10 protein-coding genes are annotated in these 22,154 nt (G+C 48.9%); 3 read left to right on the top strand and 7 right to left on the bottom strand.

What is annotated here, in order from left to right; all coding sequences use genetic code 11:
* Nucleotides 1–43: 43 nt before the first annotated feature.
* From CZ379_RS01100 to CZ379_RS01085, 3 genes are all read left to right on the top strand, one after another.
* Nucleotides 44–1,375 carry an ABC transporter substrate-binding protein gene (locus CZ379_RS01100; RefSeq protein WP_199925389.1) on the top strand — a complete coding sequence of 444 codons (1,332 nt, stop codon included), beginning with the start codon at nucleotides 44–46 and terminating at the stop codon, nucleotides 1,373–1,375.
* A gap of 160 nt (nucleotides 1,376–1,535) precedes the next feature.
* A complete protein-coding gene (locus tag CZ379_RS01095; protein WP_110929910.1) occupies nucleotides 1,536–2,015 on the top strand; it encodes a hypothetical protein in 480 nt (159 codons plus the stop codon).
* A gap of 850 nt (nucleotides 2,016–2,865) precedes the next feature.
* On the top strand, nucleotides 2,866–3,162 hold the full coding sequence (locus tag CZ379_RS01085) for a hypothetical protein (protein WP_110929908.1): 297 nt from the start codon (nucleotides 2,866–2,868) through the stop codon (nucleotides 3,160–3,162).
* Between the two features lie 209 nt (nucleotides 3,163–3,371).
* Here the strand turns inward: CZ379_RS01085 and CZ379_RS01080 are convergent, their stop codons facing one another.
* From CZ379_RS01080 to CZ379_RS01055, 7 genes are all read right to left on the bottom strand, one after another.
* Nucleotides 3,372–3,947, bottom strand: a complete 576-nt coding sequence (locus CZ379_RS01080) for a dihydrofolate reductase family protein (RefSeq protein WP_110929907.1) — start codon at nucleotides 3,945–3,947, stop codon at nucleotides 3,372–3,374.
* 82 nt (nucleotides 3,948–4,029) lie between these two features.
* Nucleotides 4,030–4,386, bottom strand: a complete 357-nt coding sequence (locus CZ379_RS01075; protein ID WP_110929906.1) for a hypothetical protein — start codon at nucleotides 4,384–4,386, stop codon at nucleotides 4,030–4,032.
* A 154-nt stretch (nucleotides 4,387–4,540) separates the two neighbouring features.
* The gene (locus CZ379_RS01070; RefSeq protein WP_110929905.1) at nucleotides 4,541–5,308 is read right to left on the bottom strand and encodes a prolipoprotein diacylglyceryl transferase; all 768 of its coding nucleotides are present in this window, start codon (nucleotides 5,306–5,308) and stop codon (nucleotides 4,541–4,543) included.
* A gap of 293 nt (nucleotides 5,309–5,601) precedes the next feature.
* Nucleotides 5,602–6,819, bottom strand: a complete 1,218-nt coding sequence (locus CZ379_RS01065; RefSeq protein ID WP_110929904.1) for an MFS transporter — start codon at nucleotides 6,817–6,819, stop codon at nucleotides 5,602–5,604.
* A gap of 75 nt (nucleotides 6,820–6,894) precedes the next feature.
* On the bottom strand, nucleotides 6,895–7,509 hold the full coding sequence (locus tag CZ379_RS01060) for a TetR/AcrR family transcriptional regulator (protein WP_110930448.1): 615 nt from the start codon (nucleotides 7,507–7,509) through the stop codon (nucleotides 6,895–6,897).
* A 249-nt stretch (nucleotides 7,510–7,758) separates the two neighbouring features.
* Nucleotides 7,759–7,923 (bottom strand): hypothetical protein, encoded by a 165-nt coding sequence (locus CZ379_RS25835; protein WP_199925387.1) that lies wholly within the window; start codon nucleotides 7,921–7,923, stop codon nucleotides 7,759–7,761.
* A 44-nt stretch (nucleotides 7,924–7,967) separates the two neighbouring features.
* A complete protein-coding gene (locus CZ379_RS01055; RefSeq protein WP_110929903.1) occupies nucleotides 7,968–22,091 on the bottom strand; it encodes a non-ribosomal peptide synthetase in 14,124 nt (4,707 codons plus the stop codon).
* Between the last annotated feature and the right edge of the window lie 63 nt (nucleotides 22,092–22,154).

Genomic DNA, 22,154 nt, shown 5'->3' with positions numbered 1-22,154 from the left:
GTAATATGTTAGTCGTATGAAAAATTTACATGGAGGGAATAGGTTGAGAAAGTATTATTTGTTGTTCCTTTTACTAGTTGTGACTCTTTCTGCCTGTACAGCAGGATCTAAAGAGGAACCCGCAGACATGACCTTGAAAGTGTTGGCTTTTAATAAAAATATTTTCAACCAAAACTACGGTAATTTGTTCCTAGCAACTCATCCTACCTACAAGGTAGAGGTTATTTCGATTGTAGATAGTTTAGTTACTGGTACATTCAAGGATATCAGTGAAGTAATTGAGGAGCTTATTGTAGAAGAGAACCCCGATGTCATTGTTATTCCAATGGATTCTTATATCATACTTCGAGATAATGAAAAACTAACTTCATTAACAACATTAATCCAGAAGGATCATGTTGATCTTTCTGGTTTTACACCTTCTGTTGTTGATTTTTTTAAGGATGAACAAGGTCAAATATACGGGCTAACGCCAACGTTTGTGGGCCAAGCACTATATTATAATAAGAGTCTCTTTGATCGCTACGGTGTATCCTACCCGAGAGACTACATCACTTGGGAAGAGATGTTCAATTTAGCTGGACAATTCCCTAAGTCGAATGAACATAGCGAGCCAGTGTATGGATTGTATCATAAAGATGCATCGAATGCTTTTATGATGGCACTAGGTATAGGAGAATCGATCGGTCTATCCATGTATAATAATGAACAATTTACTTTGAGCACAGATTCTTGGGAAACGATTTTTAAAGATATTACGGACTGTTTTAAATCAGAGGCATGTTATGACCCCAACAAGATAGAGAGTAACGAATCGGTACAAATCGAGGATATGGAACGAGCTTCCTATCCATTTATAAATGGCAATATTGCTATGGCCATTGACGAATCAAGTTTATATAGATTCTTAATTAATAAAGATAAGGGCTCCCTAGATGTAGATTGGGGAATCGTCAGTCTTCCTGTCAGTGCAGATAACCCCGACATGGGAAATGGGGTTTACATGAATGATATTTTCTCAATTCCTCAGACAGCAGGTAATAAAGAGGGGGCATGGGAATTAATTAAATATGTAACTGGGGACAACTATTTTATGATATTACCGCAAATTAATATGGCTGACTTACCTACAAGACCAAATCCTAATATGGATGATAACATGAGCGCTTTCTATAAAATGAAGAAAACCAACATTACACTAATTAATCAGTTACGTAAGTTTCCCTTACCCTTTCTTAATAAAATGGACGAAATCATACCCAGATACATGGGGGAAATGATGTCTGATCAGCAAACGGTCTCCAATTCACTTAAATCTATGAATGAAGAGCTTGAATTGGAATTAAAAAAGATTGAGGAATCCAAAGAGCAATAAGTCTTTTTGATTCAAGGGATTCGGGGGTTAATGGTACCTTATGCATTTTTTTATACGTTAGCTGTATTCATTACTAATGATACGTTAGAATAGAATATTTATACAGAGTGGGTCAGGAGGCAACTCATGACCCTCTCTTTTAAAAGAAAGGCGAACTTTAATGAAAAGTAATCTTCGACTGAAAACTTATATTATAGTCCTCCTGTCTCTTGTCCTCGTAAGTTGTACCACTTCTAAGAAAGAGATTAATATCAACAATGCAGCATTTATATATGGGGACGAGACAAATCAAACTTTAGAGGTATCCATGAATGGCGAGTATAACACGAAAGAACACAGTTTCAACGGCTCTCTAGTCATTGGAGATGAAATTAAGCTTGAACATGTAACCTTTTCTCCCGGATCAGGATTAATCAGCTACAACGAATCAACAAGATCTTATCTTGGTCAAATCTTTTTTGATTATCAAAGCCTGCATTTCTCGATAGAAATTACAGACCAGGATCTTTATCAGCAACTAACCCAATCCTATCATGATGGGGATAAGAAGATCACTATTACTTCACCTGCTAACAATATGGAAGACGCAAAGCGAATTAATGCGGAGCTAAAAGACAAAAAGCTTTCTTTTGAGAATTAACAGGAACAGCAATAAAGCCTCACTAATTTGCTTCGAATACTAACATGCCCAAAACTCACCTTCTCACAAAGAACCGAAAGACATTCAATACTACAGAAAACAGCCCGCCACCCAATGCAAAAAGTAAAGTTAAGCGAAAGCCAGCCATAGGATTTGATGTAGGATTGATCAATAAAAATAGTCCTCCCATAATGAATCCTCCGAGACAGTACAGCAAGAGATGTGCGAGTTTCCCATACTTCTGAATTCTTAAATCGATAAATATGGATATAGGAACAGCAATAAATAAATATAAGGCAAACAAAAGGACAAACCCGTTCAATAACTTACTTGTAAAGCTGTAGTATACGACATGATCCTCATTCGTATGGTTAATCATAGTGAATACAAGAGATAGAATGAATGCAGAAATGATGGACGATATGATCCTAATCAAAATACATTCCCTCCTCATGTGGAGCTAATTATGACAATCGCCTGTTAATATCGGTGATATTACAGACGCTTCATTCACTTGTTGGGCATTTATAGAGGATTATAATCTAAAAATTGGGGTATTGTGCGGGATCAGTTTTACATATATCGGAAACCTCCCACTCCCAAAGCGTCTTGATCAATAGACCAGGTAAAGAGGAGAGTTAATGAAGAATAAGCCTAAGCATTGTTGCTTTTTTATGATTGGCCTTTTGAGTGGATGTGGTAACACAACTAATACAACCCCCAATAGCGCACCACCCCCCCCCCAATTACACAAGAACAGACTAACTCGGTACAAGAAAATGCGTAAAATTTCGCTATTGATTTTACTCCCGGTGTATTCATTGATTGGGACTCGGTCAATGAGCCATTAATGAATGAACAAATCAAGACGGTTTTAAAAGAAAGCTTGGAAGCCTTATACAATAAAGACGAGGAAAAATTTAGTAATCAGTTTATAGATGCTGTGATAATAGAGGCTAATATGTATGTATTTGATACGATAGCTACATTCGATGAAATAGATAGCTTAGAAGAAGATAGGAGTGGACGCATATCCGTAGTCGTTCTTGGAACAGTCTTACTAGATAACAATATTACAGAAAACGCAAAGATTTTCTATTTCAATAAGAATGACAAGGGGGATTGGAAGCTCGTAGCAATCGACTAGTTGATTAATTCGCCATTTTCAATACGAGAAATAGAGGAGCCTTCTCATTTTGAGGAGGCCCTTCGCAAGCGTATTTAGTCGGTTGGTTAATTTAATTTATCAGAGCAGAAGCCTTAACCCCGTCGTTGATACAAACTGTGTAACCAAGAGGAGGTACTTTACTTTTCGATATCAACGGCCAAATGAAGCTTATAGCCAAATCTAAACCTTTACTCCTCCGTCCGCAAAATCTGATAGCATAGTTGAACAACGCCGGAGGAAAACCTTTTTGTATCCATCAGTTTTAAATTCAACCTCTGCTTTACATCAATAAATAAAGGCTTTCCTTCCCCCAAAACGACAGGGTGAACAGATAATCTCAATTCATCGACAAGCCCTAAGTGGATAAAGGTTGTAATCAGGCTGGCTCCGCCATATAGCCAAATATCTTTACCGGGCTTATTCTTTAATTGGTTTATTGCTTCAAGAATATTATTGTTAATGAACGACGCTTGATGATCCGTGCCTTTCTGCGACTTAGAAAACACGTATTTCTCTTTGCTATGTACCAAGCTCCATATTTCTTTTTCGGAGTCCGTAGCCTCATTCTCTGGCGTATATTGTCCCCATAACTCGTAGCTTTTTCTACCATATAGAATAGTGTCAATTTGATTTAGGAAATTCACAAATCCCATCTCATCATCCATGATACACCAATCGACTTCCCCATTTTCCCCTTCAATAAAACCATCTAAAGTAACTGCTAAATCTAATATTATTTTTCTGGGTATTGTATGATTGGGCATAACTCTTCCTCCCTTTGTTCGAACATATTATTGATCCATTTTTGTGTTATGGAACGTTAAAATCGATTACTCAAACATTCTGTTATTCCTGAGCATCATTAAGATAATATTGTAAGGACTGATATGGGGTCATCTTAACAGCGTTTCTTAATAACTGAATTACTCCCCTAACGTTAGCCAGGTACTCGCTAGGAGATAAAACCTCAATTAACTCTTTAGAAATATCATCGAAGGAAGGTTTATTAGTATCTTGCTCATGATTAAGGAGCAATACATACTTCTTTAAGATAGCTTTAATGCCATCAAATTGCTCCCCATTCAAGCCATTTGCAATTATCCAATCCCATAGACGATATTGTTCCGGTTCAAGTGTAATTTGGCGTAACAAGTTCACATATAACTCCAATCGCTGTACCTTTTCTTCTAGGGATTCAGACAAATTGTTTCACCCACTTATTTTATAGAAATATAAAAGCTAGAACATTCGCAATCCGAGTTGCCCAACAAAATTTCGCCAACCCATTTATCTCCTCATCTTTAACCAACGAACCAACATACGCCTAGATTCAAGCTTTTTCCCTGCGAAAGTTGACTTAATAATAACTAACTCTCTTGGATCTAATTAATTTCATAACTAAGCTCCCGCAAGCGACCACAAAAACGATGATCGCGATCCACTGCGAGGTTGAAAGGATGCCGACATTCCCGCGAATGAGATCCCCTCTGTAAAATTCAATGACGAACCTCCCGAGACTATAGAACAATAAGTATAAGCTTGCTATAAATCCATCCGGCCTTGTTCTTCTAGCCAACCATATAAGGACAAAAAAGAGGGCAAAGTTAAATACGCTCTCGAAAATTTGTATAGGTATCAATTTCACACCGTTAGGCGCAAAGTCGGATTCATGAAATGTAATTCCGAACCAATGGTGTGTCTCTTTTCCAAAGCAACAGCCAGCGAGAAGGCAGCCAAGTCTTCCAAATCCCTGTGCTAAGGCGATCGAGGGCACAAACAAATCTAGACATTGCAAAAAATTTATCCGCTTCCTCTTGCAATACACATAACCGGCTAATATTCCTCCGATAATACCGCCATATACGACAAAGCCTCCAGATAGCTCCAGTAGTACCCGAGGATTATCGATGATATTTCTGTATTGCGTAATCCAGTACAATAATTTAGCCCCAATAAAGCCGAATAATACGCCCCAGATCGCTAATGAAGTGATATGCGACTGTGCTATTTGTTTGTTTCTCGCTCTATGAATTATGATTGAATAAGCTACGATAATGCCAATGGCGATCATCAACCCATATCCATAAATGGTTATCGGCCCGATTTTCAACAGCTCATTTTTCATGGGTTATTCATCTCCATTTAGAAAAAGTATCCCTGCAACAATTGTTTGATGCTTAGCTTTTAGCTTCAACGGATCTTGGATGAATTGTAAATTACAGGATTTTAACTTAATAACTCTTCGACGTCCATTGTCATATTCCTCCAAACTCCAATAAATCACATAAAATCATTGTTGATTATATCGATGTTGCAACAACGGCGCTTTCAAAAAAACCGGCGATCTCTCTCCGGTAGAATTCCGAAAATCGATCGCCGCCTATAACATTTTCTCAATTAATCGCTCTAATATGGAGCCTATTTGGCTATTCCACTTGATACCTGCTGTCTAGGGCCTTGAAATTGAATGCGCAGCCCTGGAAGCACACCGATAAACAAGACGAAGGCCGACAGGACATACACCGTAAGCAGTGACGTACTGTTCATTAATACCCCCGACAAAGTGGAGCCAATCAAGATCGCACCCATAAACAATGGCGTTATTAACCCATTAACGCGGCCGATCAGATGCTCATCGATTCTGCTGACCAGGAAGGTTGAAATCACGACATTGGTAAATGCCAGACTGATCGACCCGAGAAAGCTGAACAACAGCGTCAACCATAACCATCCTGACAGAGCTTCCCCCACGGTAGCCAGGCCCAGGCAAATCAGGCTGACAACAAGCGTCACATTCTGATTCAGCTTGCTGCTGATCGTTGCGGCAATGCCGCCCCCCACAAGCAGGCCCGCGCCCGAAACCCCGGACAGAAACTGCAGGTGAGTCTGCTCAAGCCCCAGCCGCTCTGTAATAATGAATATTTCCAGCGGCTGAATGAGTCCTGAGGACAATCCGACAAATCCAAAGACAAGCGCCAGCAAGCGAAGGGAGCTGGAGCCGGTCACATATCTCCATCCTTCTTTAATGTCGGAAATTAGTGTGCTGCCGCTAGCTTCATGATCCGGATCCTTCGGCAGAAACGACAGAAGAATAGGCGAAACCAGGAACAGCACAAGCAGCGAATACAGCGACATGTCAATCCCAAAGGACGTATAAATAAACGTACCGATAATTGGGCCGAGAATGAGGAACAAGGACTGCGAGCTTTGCGTGATGGCTACGGCCGCTTGAACGTTCTCTTCTTCCACGTTCCGTCTGACAATTTTAACCGAGGAGGGCTGAGCGAACTGACTGACGATGGAAGAGACAAATGTTGCCGCATACAGCACCTTCCAATATCCGCTATTCAGTACCACAATGATAGCTATAATCGATAGAAAGCTTAGGATATCACCGCAAATCATCGTTCTCTTTGGTTTCCACCGATCCGCAAGCGCACCGCCGATAAACGAGAAGACAAAGATCGGCAAATATTCAATCACCGTAATTAAAGAAATTGCTATTGGATCTTCACCCTTCGTCTGCTCCATGATGAAATACAAAATGGCCATATTGCGTATCCAGATGGCTAGGTTTTGCAATATGTCAGAACTCGTCACTATTAGAAATGCCTTATTCCTGAACAAATTTGTCATTACAAGCCCCCCTAGACCGACCGTACGGTCTAATATATTTTATAAAGAAAGACTGACAAGGGTTCTATCAGTCTTCTATTGCTTCATCTGCTGTATTCCTTGTAGTATCGCCCTTAGCCCCTTGTGAAACAGCTGTCGGAGTTCATCAATCTCCATTTCAAAATAAAGCGTACTAAGTCCATTAAACAAACCGTTAATAATGTACATTAGTTCCCTAGGATCGCCTGGCTTCAATTCGCCCTGCTCAATCCCCTGCATAATAATGTTCTCATAAGTTCTGTACGGCAGTCGAATCAGTGAGAGCATCTCATCCATCATTTCCTTGCTGACGACCTGCCCCGACAGAAACTCATTAATCGCGTGATTCAACGGGCTGGCCAAGTCATCCACATAATAATCGGCCAGACCGGACAGTTTATCAATCGCCGTCCCGTACTGCTGCTCAATTTCCTGCCAAGAATCGATCCATTCCTCATTGTTGATTCTGATTAGAAACATGAAGAGCTCTTCCTTGCTCTTGAAGTGGTAATAAATGCTCCCCTTGCTTCGGTTGTTGATCGCACAAATTTCCTCCATGGAAGTAGCACTATAGCCCTTCTGAGCGAACAACTCCTTCGTCTTCATGGCGATTTCCTTCTTAATTTGTAAAACATCTTTCCTGCGCTTAACCTCTATCGAAAATCCCCCCATATAAACTATCATTAGCGGATACAGAAGCTGGGCGGACAAACATGAGCTTCAGTAACAAAACCGACTGATCAGTCCAACAATAACATAGACGGAAAAAAACGTCAATTCAAAACAAAATGCCCGCTTGCCATTCAATAACTTCCTTGTTCTAATGGCAAGCGGACATGATTTGAATAACATTAGCCAGAGTATTCTCTATGAGGATAGACCGCCGTCATTGGAGGCAAAAGAAGCCTCTTTTATGAAAGCTCATTCCTCTTTCGAATCATCTTTACCGCTGGATTCTTGAAAGGCTTGGCTGATTTCCTCCGCGATGGTTTCCGGCAATTTCTCGAGCTCCTCTCCTAGCTCACGAACCTCCTGCGGAACCTGCTCCCCCTTGACGACTCCCATTTTAAAAAACTTGTTCTTCATTTTATTTCCTCCTCGTTTTTTTTATTTTGTAGACCCATCAGCTGCTAGGACATGGAGACGTACTCCATATCCCCGATTCTTATTTCCGGGTTACGCGCAGCCTTATCAAATAATTGTACGTATCGTGCCGCCAGTTTGTTCATGGTACTTGCACTAAACAAAGACGTCCGATAATTAAAGTGAACGATAACCCTTTCTTCATCCTTATGCGCCACGGCGTAAATATCATACTCGCAGTATTTCCATTCATACGGGTGGCCCGAAATAGTAAGCTCTCCTGCTTCCACAGGACGATTGGCGAAATTGTTCATGGTAAACATCGTATCAAACAACGAATTGAGCCCGGGAACGACTGGTATTCCCGAATCCTCCAGCATGTACTCAAACGGATACTGCTGATGCTTGAAGACCTCAATCAACTGGTGCTGGATTCTCTGGACGAATTCAGCAAAGGATTCCTCCGGATTCAAGCGGGTGCGGATGGGAAGCGAGTTGATAAATAGACCCACCGTTTCCTGAAGCTGAGGATGCTGACGGCCAAAGGAGTATGTCCCTACCATAAGATCTGTTTGTCCCGTTTCCAAATGCAGCAGCAGTAAATACATGGCATAAAGAAGGGTATAGTCTGTAATCTGCGAAGTAAAATGACTCCTGACCCCGCGGAATAATGGTTCCGGAACCTCAACCACAACACTGTCACCGGTCGAGTTGAATGGATCCGCATTTTCGATATCCACAGGAAGGCGGCATGGCGTGTATCCCTCCAGCATGTCCATCCAAAATTGCTTCGAATCGGAATATTGTCCGCGATCCAGCCGACTTTTCCACCAGACCACGTAATCCTTATACTGCACAGACACTGGCGCCAAGTCCAAACCATCATAAAGCTGGAACAGCTCACTAAGCAAAATGCCTACCGAAGTTCCATCGGATATTCCATGGTGCATGTCCAGCAGCAGCACATACTCCTCCTGATTCATTTGCAGCACCTTCGCCCGGAGCAGCGGGGGACTGGACAAATCAAACGGCTGGATATAGTCAGCCATAATCCGGATTTTATCCGCCTCCGACTCCACCCTTTCGGCCTGAAGCTGGAAGCTTACCTCCGGGTAAATGCGTTGAACGATCCGTTCTCCTTCGCGCTCCAGTGCAGTTCGCAGTGCCTCATGGCGATGGATCAACAGCCTGAAGCTTTGTTCCAAGCGCTCCGTATCCAAAGCTCCTTCGATGCGAAATGCCATAGGCATGTTCCACTCTGTATTCTGCTCGCTCACTTCATGGCTATAGGCTTGATATGGAGCTGCCGGATACACCTCCTGCTCAGGGGCAGACACAATGTGCTCATCGTAATCCGGATGCTGTCTTTCCATATTCAACTTATTCCTTGTATATTGACACAGCATTCTTACTGTCGGATGTTCAAAAACAGCTTGCAGATCAACAGGAGCCTGAAGTTCCTGCTGGATGCGGGAGACAAGCACCATAGCCTTTAGCGAGTGCCCGCCCAGCTCAAAGAAAGAATCGTTGATGCCTACCCGCTCCACCTCCAGAATTTCAGCCCAAATCCCGGCCATTTTCCTTTCCAGTTCATCCTCCGGCGCCGCATACACGAGATCAAGCTTCCGTTCCGGCTTCGGCAGTGCTCTGCGATCCACCTTGCCGTTCGAGGTCAGAGGCAAAGCCTGCAAAATCATAATAACGGCAGGCAGCATGTATTCCGGCAGAATCGGCCTTAGCTTCTCCCGAAGCACAGACTGAGTCATATCAGCATCGGGCATAGCTGGAGTAACATATGCCGTCAGGAAGGAATGTCCCTGCTCGTCTAGCCCGGGCACAACTACCGCCTCGCGCACCTCAGGCAAGGCATTCAGCACCCCTTCCACCTCGCCCAGCTCAATTCGGTGTCCACGGATTTTCACCTGACGGTCAAGCCGATCCAAATATTCGAGGTTTCCATCCGGCAGCCAGCGTACCCAATCCCCGGTTTGATATAGCCGCTCTCCAGGCGCCAAATCAACAAGATCAATTGTCCCCTCCTGGAATCGCTCCGCCGTTAGCTCAGGCTGATTCAAATAGCCCTGCGCCAGACCATCCCCGCTAATATACAGCTCTCCAGGAACGCCGACGGGCTGTGGCTGTCCCCATTTGTTCAGCACATAGAGCTTCGTGTTATGAATCGGCCGGCCAATCGGAACGCCATCCTGTTCCAGCAGCCCCTCGTCCACCGTATACGTCGTCGCGAATACCGTCGTCTCCGTCGGGCCATAACTATTGGCGATCCGTCCGGCTCCCAGATAATCCAGCGCCTTCAGTACATGCTTCCGCGATGCCGTTTCCCCTCCAAAGAACAGCTTGCGTATATGCTGCAGACAGCTCACACCCCAATCGACCACCGTGTTGAACAGCGCGGTTGTCATAAACGAGAGCGTAATTCGCTCCTGCTCCAGGATTCTCCCCAGCTCAGATGCGTTCAGCATATCCTCCTTGCGTATAAGCACCAGCGTGGCTCCGTTCAGCAGCGCTCCGAAGATTTCATACGTCGAGCCGTCAAAAGCGTAGTTGGATAGCTGCAGCATCCGATCCGCCGGGGTCACCTCGATAAAGCCGTTGTTCATGCTCGTCTTCACCACGTTGCGATGGGTAGTCACGACTCCCTTCGGCGTTCCCGTCGAGCCGGAGGTGTACATGATATAGGCTGGATCCGTCGCCTGGGGCTTCTCGGATTGCAGTCCTTCTTGATCATGCTCTACTGCTTCTTCAGCTGCCTTCATCTCTTGTTCCCCTGCCGGAAGATCGATGATCATCTCCAACTGACCGTGCTCATTCAACGGAATGACCTCGCCTTGATATTCGTCCGGCACCAGGAGCCCTGATTCCGCCAGGACAATCCGGGCTCCGCTGTCCTCCAGCATAAAGGCCAGCCGCGGCTGTGGAAAAGCCGGATCCAGCGGTACGTATGCTGCTCCCGCACGCAATATGCCCATGATGGCCACAATCATTCCAATTGAGCGTCCGGCCATAAGTCCGACCGTATCGCCGCATTCCACGCCTTGCCGCTTCAGAGTTCTCGCAAGCTTATCCGCCCTAGCGCCAAGCTCCCGGTAAGAGATCTGCACGTCACCGAACACTAATGCTGTCTGCTCGGGGGCACGTTGAACTTGCGCTTCGAAAATTGCGGGGACGGTCTTATCCCGAGGATAATCCACAGCTATACCCGCAAACCCGATAAGCTGCTGCTGCTCTTCTTCGGTCAGCAGCCGAATCTCCTGAATGCGCATCTGTGGAGCCTTGACCATCTGCTGCAGAATAGTCTCGAAATGCCGCAGCATCCGCTGAACCGTGGCTGCCTCGAACAGGCCCCGATCATACTCCACCATGATGCGCAGACCGCTTTCCGTTTGATGGCCGCCCCAGGTCATATCGAACTTAGGCTCCCTTGTTAGCGTCTGCACCTCCGAAATGCCCAGGCTGGCGCTTTCCAGACGGGAAGACTCCATATTTTGCAGCACGAACAGCGTATCGAAGAGGGGATGTCGCCTGGAATCGCGGGAAAGCTCCAGGTGCTCCAATAGCTCCTCTAATGGATATATGTCATGCTCCAAGGCAAGCAGCAGCTTCTCCCTTACTTGACTGATAAATCCGCTTAAAGGAAGCTCTGCCTCCGGGTTAAGCCTTAGTGCCAGCGTATTAACGAACATCCCGACGATCTGCGCTGTATCCGCATGCGGACGACCCGCCACAGGCGCCCCGATGGCCATGTCCTCCTCCCCTGAATATTTGGAGAGAAGAATGGAATAGGCCGACAACAGTACGGCATACAGGGTGGTGCCGCTTGCTCCCGCGAGCCCTTCAAGCTGTCCTGTCAGCTCCTTGCCAAGCAGCAGTTCGCTGCTGTCGCCTACGGACGTTCTCCGGTTATGAGCCGGATGATCGTACGGCAAGCTCAAGGACGGAGGCACAGTTTGGTATTCATCGAGCCAGTATCGCTGGCTCTCTCCGTAGATTGTCTCCCTTTTCCGGCGATGCTCCCAAACGGCATAATCCTTGTACTGCAACGCCAACGGGGCTAGCTTATTCCCTTCATAGAGCTGAAGAAGATCTGCCATAATAATGCCCATCGAGATGCCATCAGACACACTATGGTGGATATCCAATACAAGCAAATGCCGCAGCCGCGATAAGCGGAGCAGTCCCGCACGCAGCAATGATTTCTCGGAGAGTTTGAACGGACGTATAAATTGGGCTATAAACTCCTGCATCCGCTCGTCCATGCTCTTCCGATCCGCCGAATCCACTTCATCCTGCACTTCTTCCAGCTTCCAGCCCAGCTCGGAAACCTCGTGGATTCGCTGTCTAAGCTCTCCGTCCGCCATCTCAAAGGAGGTGCGCAGCGATTCATGCCTTTCAATCAGCAGCAGGAACGCTTCCTGCAGCCGGGATGCATCCAGCTCACCTTCAAGCTCCATAGCCATCGGCATGTTATACCCTGTTCCGCTCCGATCGAGCTGCTGCGTTACATATATTCGCCTTTGGGCGGACGACGCCGGATAAGCCTCCTGCTTCGGTGCTGCCGAAATAGCGTGGTGTACCTCTTCCCGGCCTTCGGTGAGCATAAAGTGAGCCATCTGCTGAACTGTCGTATAGCTGAATACGTCCTGCAGCGATAATCGAACATGGAACGCCTGTTGAACCCTAGCAATCAAATTCATGGCCTTCAGGGAGTGGCCGCCAAGCTCGAAAAAGTGATCCTGAATGCCTACCTGCTCCATCCCCAAAACATCGGCCCAAATCTCCGCAAGCATGCGTTCCGTTTCATTGGTTGGCGCCAGGTACTGCTTCGTCCTTGATAGCTCCGGCTTCGGCAGCGCGCGCCGATCCACCTTGCCATTTCTATTCAGCGGCATCCGATCCAGGAACGTCATTATGGACGGTATCATATAATCCGGCAATGAAGCTTCAAGCCGGTCGCGCAGCGTACTCTCATATGCAATTCTGGATGGAATAGACCCGCTTTCCAACACAATATATGCCGCCAGGAAGGAATGGCCCTGCTCGTCTTTGCCAGGCACCACCACCGCTTCGCGCACCTCAGGCAAGGCATTCAACGCCCCTTCTACTTCGCCCAGCTCAATTCGGTGTCCACGGATTTTCACCTGACGGTCAAGCCGATCCAAATATTCGAGGTTTCCATCCGGCAGCCAGCGTACCCAATCCCCGGTTTGATATAACCGCTCTCCAGGCGCCGTATCAACAAGATCAATTGCACCCTCCTGGAACCGCTCTGCCGTTAGCTCAGGCTGATTCAAATAGCCCTGCGCCAAACCGTCCCCGCCAATATACAGCTCTCCAGGAACGCCAACGGGCTGTGGCTGTCCCCATTTGTTCAGCACATAGAGCTTCGTGTTATGAATCGGCCGGCCAATCGGAACGCCATCCTGTTCCAGCAGCCCCTCGTCCACCGTATACGTCGTCGCAAATACCGTCGTCTCCGTCGGGCCGTAGCCGTTGGCGATTCGTCCGGCTCCTAGGTAGTCCAGCGCCTTCAGCACATGCTTCCGCGATGCCGCTTCCCCCCCGAAGAACAGCTTGCGCACATGCTTTAGACAGCTTACATCCCAATCGACCACCGTGTTGAACAGTGCAGCCGTCATGAACGCTGACGTAATGCGCTCCTGCTCCAGAATTCTCCCCAGCTCGGATGCGTTCAGCACATCCTCCCTGCGGATTAGCACCAGCGTGGCCCCGTTTAGCAGCGCTCCGAAGATTTCATACGTCGAGCCGTCAAAAGCGTAGTTGGATAGCTGCAGCATTCGATCTGCCGGGGTCACCTCGATAAAGCCGTTGTTGATGCTCGTCTTCACCACGTTGCGATGGGTGGTCACAACCCCCTTCGGTGTTCCCGTCGAGCCGGAGGTATACATGACATAGGCCGGATCCGTCGCCTGGGGCTCTTCGGATTGCAGTCCTTCCAGACCTGGCTCTTCGGCTCCTTCACTCGCCTTCGCCTCTTGTTCTCCTACTGGATCGTTAGGGGTCAGCTCCAACTGACCATGCTCATTCAGCAGAATGACCTGCCCTTCATATCCGTCAGGCGCTGGAAGACTAGATTCCGCAAGGAGCAGCCGGGCTCCGCTATTCTCCAAAATATAGGCCTGCCGCTCTGCCGGAATTCCGGGATCGAGAGGCACATAAGCTGCGCCCGAGCGCAGTATGCCCATGATCGCCACGATCATCCCAACCGAGCGATCCGCCAGCAGTGCTACCAAATCTCCACGTCCTACATTTTGTCGGCGCAGCACATCCGCCAGAAAATTTGCCCGAGATGCAAGCTCCCGGTAGGTCAACTGCTGCACGCCGCATCTCAATGCCGTATGATCCGGCGTTCGCTGCACCTGCTCCGCGAAGATTCGGCTGATGCTCGCAGCCGAAGGATATTCCGCAGCGACTCCGGCGAACTCTGCCAGCTGCTCCCGCTCCTCCGGCGACAGCAGCGTGATCTCACGAATACGCTGCTCCCGGGAGCACTCGGCTAACTGCAGCAATATTTGCTCGTAATGCTTCAGCATGCGCCGAATGGTCTCTGCCCGGAATAAATTCTTGTTATACTCCACAGTCATAATAAGACCGTCGTTATGTTCGGCACCTGCCCAGGTCATATCAAATTTGGATTGGCCTGTTGGGCCACTCACCTGCTCCAGCCGAATTCCCGGCAGTTCCATTTGCGCTCTGTCCATATTCTGCAGAACAAACAAAGTATCGAACAACGGCTGCCGTCCGGAGGTTCTAGGGATGTCCAATCGGTCAAGCAGCGCCTCGAGCGGATATTCCGAATGCAAGGAGGACGCCAGCGTATGATCCCGAACCTGCTCCATATATTGCTGGATGGTCAGCTCCGCTTTGGGCCTCGTTCGCAAGGCCAAGGTTTTGACGAACATTCCTATCATCGCCGAGGTGTCCGCATGCTCCCTGCCCGCAAGCGGCGTGCCTGCCACGATGTCCTCTTCCCCTGAATACTTGGACAGCAGGATATGATAAGCGGACATAAGGAACATAAACAACGTGACTCCCTGCTCTGCTGCAGCTTGTTTAACCCGCCTTGCCAAGCCCTCGTCCAAAATATGCGAGCACTGCGCCCCTTCATTGCGCAGCCCAGGAGATCTCGCATAATCTATCGGCAATTGGAGAAGGGAAGGCTCCTCTTCGAACACCTCGTCCCAGTACTTCTCCGCGGCCAGATAGGATTCGCTTGTCCTTCCGGTTTGCTCCCATACAGCATAGTCCTTGTACTGAATGCGAAGCGGGGGCAGTCCTTCCCCTTGATAAAGCTGGATAAGCTCATTGAACAGAATCCCCGTTGACATCCCGTCGAAGACGATATGATGAATGTCGATCATAAGTAAATGCTCAGACGGGGATTGTCTGCGAATAAACGCCCTCCATAGAGGGGGAGCCTGCAAATCAAAAGGCCGGATACACGAAGCCATCCATGCCTGCTCGGCCTGCTCCCGTTCCGATAAGCTGAGCTGCCCTTCATCCCCCTCTGTGATTTCAAGCCGCCATTCCAATTCCTGCACCGGATGGATCTGCTGGCGAACATTTTCACCATGATGATGAAAAGAAGTACGCAGCATCTCATGCCGCTCCATCAATCGATACAACGCTTCCTCCAGCCTTGGGAGATCAAGCTGCCCCTCTAGTCTGAAAATCATGGGCATATTGTAACTGGTGCTGTCCTCGTCGTACTGCTGCACGACATATATCCTTTTCTGAGCGGAGGAAGCCGGGTAAGTCTCCTGATGCGGTGCTGAAGGAATCTCGGCATGTTCATAGCGTATTCCCGTCTCGCCGATCATTCTCGCCAGCTCCCGGATTGTCGGGTAATTGAAGATATCCTTCAGATTCACCTTCACATCAAGCACCTGCCGAACCTTGGCGACAAGCAGCATCGCCTTCAGAGAGTGCCCCCCCAGTTCAAAGAAGTGATCCTCCACCCCCGGATTGTTCACGCCGAGCACTTCAGCCCATACACTCTGCAGTTGCTCCTCCAAATGGTTCTGAGGGGCTGCATGTTCATCGTTAGAGCCCAGCTCGGGCTTAGGCAGCGCTCTGAGGTCTACTTTGCCATTGGCGGTCAGCGGCAGAGCCTCCATAATAATGAACTTCGCTGGAACCATATAATCCGGGAGCGTCTGCCTGAGCTCCTTCTTCCAGTTGGCTGTCCGCTCTCCTTCCTGCTGCATGGAACCCTCTTCAGCTTGAAGCACCAGATAAGCACATAGGAATTCCCATTGACCTTCATTTTGTATGGGCAGGACAACCGCCTCGCTAATCTCGGCGATATCCCGCAGTCGGCTTTCTATCTCGCCCAGCTCTATGCGATTGCCGCGAATTTTGACCTGATGATCTACTCGCCTTAAAAATTCCAGCTGACCGTCCGGCAGCCAGCGCACAAGATCTCCTGTACGGTACATCCGTTCACCTGGAGCAAATGGATTTGCCAGGAAGCGCTCAGCCGTTAAATCCTCCTGCTTCAAATAACCCAAAGCGACCCCGTCTCCGCCAATATACAGTTCGCCCAGCAGCCCGACAGGCTGCTGCTGCCCCCAGCGATTCAGAACATATAACTGTGTGTTATTTATCGGGCGGCCGATCGGAACGACATGGCTGTCCAGCAGGCTGAAGTCAATCGGAAAGGTTGTTGCAAAAACAGTGGTTTCCGTTGGTCCGTACGCATGTACAATTCGGTTCTCTCCTAGATGCTCCAGCGCCTTAACGATATGCCTCCTGGAGGCGGACTCTCCTCCAAAGAACAGCTTGCGCACACTGCGCAAACAGCCCGCATCATAATCCACCATCGTATTGAACAGAGCCGTGGTCATAAACATTAAGGTAATCCGCTGACGCTCAATGGTGCTTGCCAATCCTGCCGCATCCAGCACTTGTTCTCTGGAGATGAGAACTAATGACGCGCCGTTCAGCAGAGCGCCGTATATTTCCAAGGTTGATGCATCAAAAGCATAATTGGATGCCTGCAGCATCCGATCCTGTTCCGTAATTTCTACGTAGCCGTTATTCACCATCGTTTTTACCACGTTCCCGTGCGTGGCGACGACACCCTTCGGTCTGCCTGTAGAACCTGAAGTATACATAATATAAATTGCATCATTCGGACGAATATGAGGCAGGATCGAACTAGCCCCGCTGGAGGGATTTCCTCCCTCCTGGTCAAGGAGCTCCGCTACATGAAGCGTTTCTCCATCAAATCCAGCCAGAGACATCCCCCCGCTGACGACAAGCCGCTTCGCCCCACTGTCTGCAAGCATGAACAGCCGTCTCTCCGCCGGGAATGTGGCATCCAGCGGGACATATGCGGCTCCTGTTTTCAAAATACCCAGAATCGCAATGATCATTTCCATCGACCTGTCCGACAAAAGGCCGACTGCGTCCCCTGGTACGACTCCTGCTCCTATCAGGGCGGCAGCCAATTGATCGGACTTGTCCGCCAGCTCGCGGTACGTCATGACCTGGTCGTCATGGATCAGCGCAGGACGATCCGCATGCGCAAGCGCACTTTGGCTGAACAGGGATACGATGGAATCCTCCTGCGGATACGGAACGCGAACTCCGGCAAAACTAGCCAGCTGTATTTGATCCTCGGAGGTCAGCATTTCTATATCCTGAAGCAAGCACGTCTCCGAAGATGTGTCCGATGCTTCCGCCAACGCCTGCAAAAGAACGGTAAAATGCCCGATCATCTGCCGGATCGTCTCCTCCCGGTACAAGGACACCGCAAACTCCACCGTGAAATCAATTCCTTGCTCCGATTCGCGCCCGGCCCACGTCATATCGAACTTGGCATGATTCCATTCCCACTCGGCGGCACGGAACACGGTTCCCGGAAGCTCCAACGGTGCGATATCCATGTTCTGGAGGACGAATAACGTATCAAACAAGGGATGGCGGCTTAAGTCCCTGGACAGCTCGAGCTCCTCCAGCAGCTCCTCAAGCGGGTACTCCGCATGTTCATAGGCCTCGATTACCGTGGATTTGACCTGCTTGATATATTCGCTTAACGCCAGCGATCCACGAGGCTCGTTGCGAATCGCCAGCGTATTGACGAACATCCCCACAATCCCCTGAACATCCTCGTGGTTCCGTCCGGCAACAGGCGTTCCCACGACAATATCCTCCTGCCCGCTGTATTTGGAGAGCAGTAGATTGTAAGCAGCAAGCAGTACAATGTATAAGGTTGCCTCGTAGCGGCTCGCCAGCTTCTTTAGCCGATCTGTCAAATCAGGATCCAATTGAAAGGAAATGGTTCGACCTTCATAGGAACGCACAGAAGGACGCACAAAATCGGTCCACAGCTCCGATTCCGGCAGCTTCCCGGCATATTGGCTCACCCAATAGTTCCGGCTCTCCGCATAGCTCTCGCCGGTATGAAGACCTTGCTCATACACGGCATAATCCTTATACTGCAGCGAAAGCGGCGGCAGCGCCTTTCCTTCATAAAGAGCGACTAAATCCCGATACAGGATACCGGTCGACACCCCGTCGGAGACGATGTGGTGCACATCGATCAGCAGCAGGCTCCGCGTGTCTGAACAGGAGACCAGAGCCGCTCGAAGCAGCGGTTCGCCGCTTAGATCAAACGGCCGGATGAAAGACGACAATATGTATGAGAAATCCGTCTTGGATTTCACGTCAGGCTGCAGATTCTTCATCCCGTCTTCCAAATCGCGGCGTTCAAGCTGCCAGCTTAAGTCCGAAGCCTGAACAATTTGCTGCCGCAGCTCCAGCTCATCCCACAGGAAAATAGTCCGCAGCGCTTCATGACGGGCAAGCAGTTGGAGAAAAGCGCGCTCCAGCCGCTCTGCATCTATGCTGCCTTCCACCTCCAGCACCATAGGCATGTTATAGCTGGTTGATTCCGGCGACAGCTGCTGGGCAATATACACCCGCTTTTGAGCCGAGGAGACCGGATAAGTATCCTGCGAAGGAGCCGGAAGGATCGCCGTGTAGGTACTGTGCCGGGAGCTCTGGATATGCTGAGCCATCTCCCGGAGGAGCGGATAACGAAATACCTCCTGCAGCGAAATTTTGACCTCCAGCTCTTTATGTACTCTAGCTGCAAGCACCATCGCTTTCAGAGAGTGCCCTCCCAGCTCAAAGAAATGGTCCTCTCTTCCAATCGGCGCACAGCCGAGAATGTCTGACCAGATTGCGGCCAGCTTCTCCTCCGCAGCATCCGCAGGCGGACTATAGCTTCGCTGTAAGCCCGTCGTCGGTTTGGGCAGCGCCTTGCGGTCAATTTTGCCATTGGAGGTCAGCGGAAATGATGGGAGAAGCTCAAAGACAGCTGGCACCATATATTCGGGCAGACTGGCCTTTAATTCTCTTTTCCAGCTGGATATCCGCTCCTCCAACATCTCGTCTTCATCCGCGAGAGAAAGCGGTTTGCCACCAGTCACGATATATGCGCATAAATAGGCTGACTGTCCTTCCTCCTGAAATGCCGTTACGAAGACATCCTGGATGTCGGGCAGTCCTTTCAGCTTCTCCTCGATTTCTCCAAGCTCGATCCGATGACCGCGAATCTTCACCTGATGATCCAATCTATCCAGAAACTCCAGCTGACCATCCGGAAGCTGTCTGACTAGATCACCGGTCCGGTACATTTTCTCTCCCGGCCGGAATGGATTATCAACGAAGCACTCTGTCGTAAGATCAGAGCGACCCAGATAGCCTGCAGACAGACCTTCTCCACCGATATACAGCTCGCCTGGAACACCGGCCGGCATTAGCCGCTGCCAAATATCCAGTACGTAGGCAGTCGTATTGTGAATCGGACGGCCAATCGGTATAACTTCGCCCTCCCGAACCGGGGAGCAAGTCGCAAACACCGTGGTCTCGGTAGGGCCGTACATGTGAAGCAGACGTCCTTCCCCCAGCACCCGAAGCGCCTTATTCACATGTCTGACCGATACGCGCTCCCCGCCGAACAATACATGACGCAGCCCGCGGAGACAGTCCGGATCCAGATCGACAAGCGTATTAAATAAAGCCGTGGTCATAAAGGCCACCGTGATTTCATGCCGGTCAAAGGAGGCGGCCAGCGATGATGCATCCAGCAGGGCTTCCTTGGATAGCAGGACTAGCGCCGCACCATTCAATAATGCGCCGAAAATATCGAAAACAGCACCATCAAAAGCATAATTGGAAATTTGCAATATCCGGTCGCGGCTGTCCAGTTCCACATAGCCATTGTTCAGCACGGTTTTGACAATATTCCGATGTGTAACGACCACGCCCTTAGGCGTTCCCGTTGAACCGGAGGTGTACATCATATATGCCGGACTATCCGCGCCATGCCCGGTCAGCGATTCGTCTGCAGGGAACGGCGCTGTCCAATCCCCGGGGGATATTACAAGACCCTCGAATTCAGGCAAGCTCCAGCCGGTGGCATTCGTTAATTTCAATAGAAACCGCGCACCGCTATCCCGGAGCATAAACGCCATCCGGTCTGCAGGAAACGTCGGATCGAGTGGAATATATGCCGCTCCGGCCCTTAGTATTGCTAGAATGCCAATAATCATTTCTACCGAGCGATCCGCCAGCAATCCGACGACATCCCCCCGCTCCACACCTTGCCTGCGCAGCCCTCCAGCCCACTGGCTGACCCGATCGTTCAGCTCTGCATACGTCCATTGCTCCTCTCCGAAGATGACGGCAGGCTGCTCCGGTTGACGGCGCACCTGTTCCATAAACAGCTCGATCAGTGTCTTGTCGCGAGGATAGGGTACGAAGGTTTCATTAAAGCTGGCCAGCAGCTCCCGCTCCTCGCGGGTCATGGGATGCAGCTGTGAAATCTTCACATTCGGATTAGCGGTTACTTGGCAGCACACCTCTACCCAGTGGCCGTACAGCCGCTGAATGAATTCGGCAGGATATACCCTTTCGTTGTAATTTATCTTAATCAGCATCTCTTCGCCGGGACCAACAGAAATGTTGAGATCATAGTTCGTATGCTCGAAGACCTCAATAGCTTTGATGCGGAAATCAAGCCCCGATGCCTCCGTATCGAACATACTCGTACTGGAAGGATAATTCTCGTAGACGACCAGATGGTCGAATAAAGCTGCGCCTCCCCCCTCCGCCTGTACCTCGGCGAGTGACAGGAAGCTGTGCTCCTCCGAAAGAGCCGCACTGTGATGGACGGCTGCAGCCAGCTCGCTAAACGCCATATTCTTGCCGGACTGGACTCGTACCGGAACGGCATTGATAAACAAGCCGACAATTTTATCTACATCCGCTATGGAAGGCGATCTGCCGGATACGATGGAGCCGAACACGACGTCCTCCGTATTGCAGTAATACTGCAGAATGACTCCCCAAATAGCCTGAATAAGACTGCTCATCGTCACTTGGTATTTTCTTGATAATTGTACGAGCTGCTGGGTCAGGTCGGCATCCAGAGTGAATACCTCATCCCGAACGACGGGTTCTTCCTGCGGCTTCTCTCCGTTCGGCCCCGATATACTGGCCAAATCTCCATACCCGCTTAAATAGCTCCGCCAATATTGTCTGGCAGCGTTCTGATCCTGCGACTCCAGCCACTTGATATATCTCTTGTACGGCACCACCTTGCCCAGTTTAGCCGGCAGGCCCGCAGTCTCCTGCTGATATAAAGAGAACCATTCCTGAAGCACAATCCCCAGGCACCAGCCATCGATTAGAATATGGTGGTTGCTCCACATCAGCTCGTAGCTCTCTTCCCCTCGGCGGATCACCGTAAGCCGAAGAAGCAAATCCTTGGATAGATCGAAAGAACGCCTGCGATCCGCCTCCGCAAATTCCTGGATGCGCCGATTCTGCTCATCCGTGCTGCAGTCGGAAATATCCGCTTCATCAATCTTTAGCGTCCTTTCCTTTAAAACGACCTGCCTGGGCTTGTTTATCTTGTCGTAAATAAAGATTGTCCTTAAAATATCGTATCTGGAAATAACCTGATTCAGACTGCGCTCCAAGGCCCCGATATCGAGTTTCCCTTCAATAGAGAAAATCATCTGTTCAAAATAGACGTCCCCTTGCTCATAAAGAGAGTGAAACAACAGCGCTTCCTGCATGGGCGACAACGGGTAGATGTCTTTAATTTCCCAGTTTTTCATGGTCCATCACATCCTTTTCTTCGTCGGTATGAGCGTTGCTGCAAGCGAAACGCGGGAAGCACC

The organism is Paenibacillus bouchesdurhonensis (assembly GCF_900155685.1).
GTDB lineage: Bacteria > Bacillota > Bacilli > Paenibacillales > Paenibacillaceae > Fontibacillus > Fontibacillus bouchesdurhonensis.
The sequence above is the reverse complement of the archived record's forward strand: the minus strand, read 5'-3'. Positions and strand labels throughout refer to the sequence as shown.

What these genes read in the sequence shown, in the direction of transcription:
- CZ379_RS01095 (WP_110929910.1), top strand. Translation starts at nt 1,536, where the DNA reads ATGAAAAGTAATCTTCGACTGAAAACTTATATTATAGTCCTCCTGTCT.
- CZ379_RS01085 (WP_110929908.1), top strand. Translation starts at nt 2,866, where the DNA reads ATGAATGAACAAATCAAGACGGTTTTAAAAGAAAGCTTGGAAGCCTTA.
- CZ379_RS01080 (WP_110929907.1), bottom strand. Translation starts at nt 3,947, where the DNA reads ATGCCCAATCATACAATACCCAGAAAAATAATATTAGATTTAGCAGTT.
- CZ379_RS01070 (WP_110929905.1), bottom strand. Translation starts at nt 5,308, where the DNA reads ATGAAAAATGAGCTGTTGAAAATCGGGCCGATAACCATTTATGGATAT.
- CZ379_RS01065 (WP_110929904.1), bottom strand. Translation starts at nt 6,819, where the DNA reads ATGACAAATTTGTTCAGGAATAAGGCATTTCTAATAGTGACGAGTTCT.
- CZ379_RS01060 (WP_110930448.1), bottom strand. Translation starts at nt 7,509, where the DNA reads ATGGGGGGATTTTCGATAGAGGTTAAGCGCAGGAAAGATGTTTTACAA.
- CZ379_RS25835 (WP_199925387.1), bottom strand. Translation starts at nt 7,923, where the DNA reads ATGAAGAACAAGTTTTTTAAAATGGGAGTCGTCAAGGGGGAGCAGGTT.
- CZ379_RS01055 (WP_110929903.1), bottom strand. Translation starts at nt 22,091, where the DNA reads ATGAAAAACTGGGAAATTAAAGACATCTACCCGTTGTCGCCCATGCAG.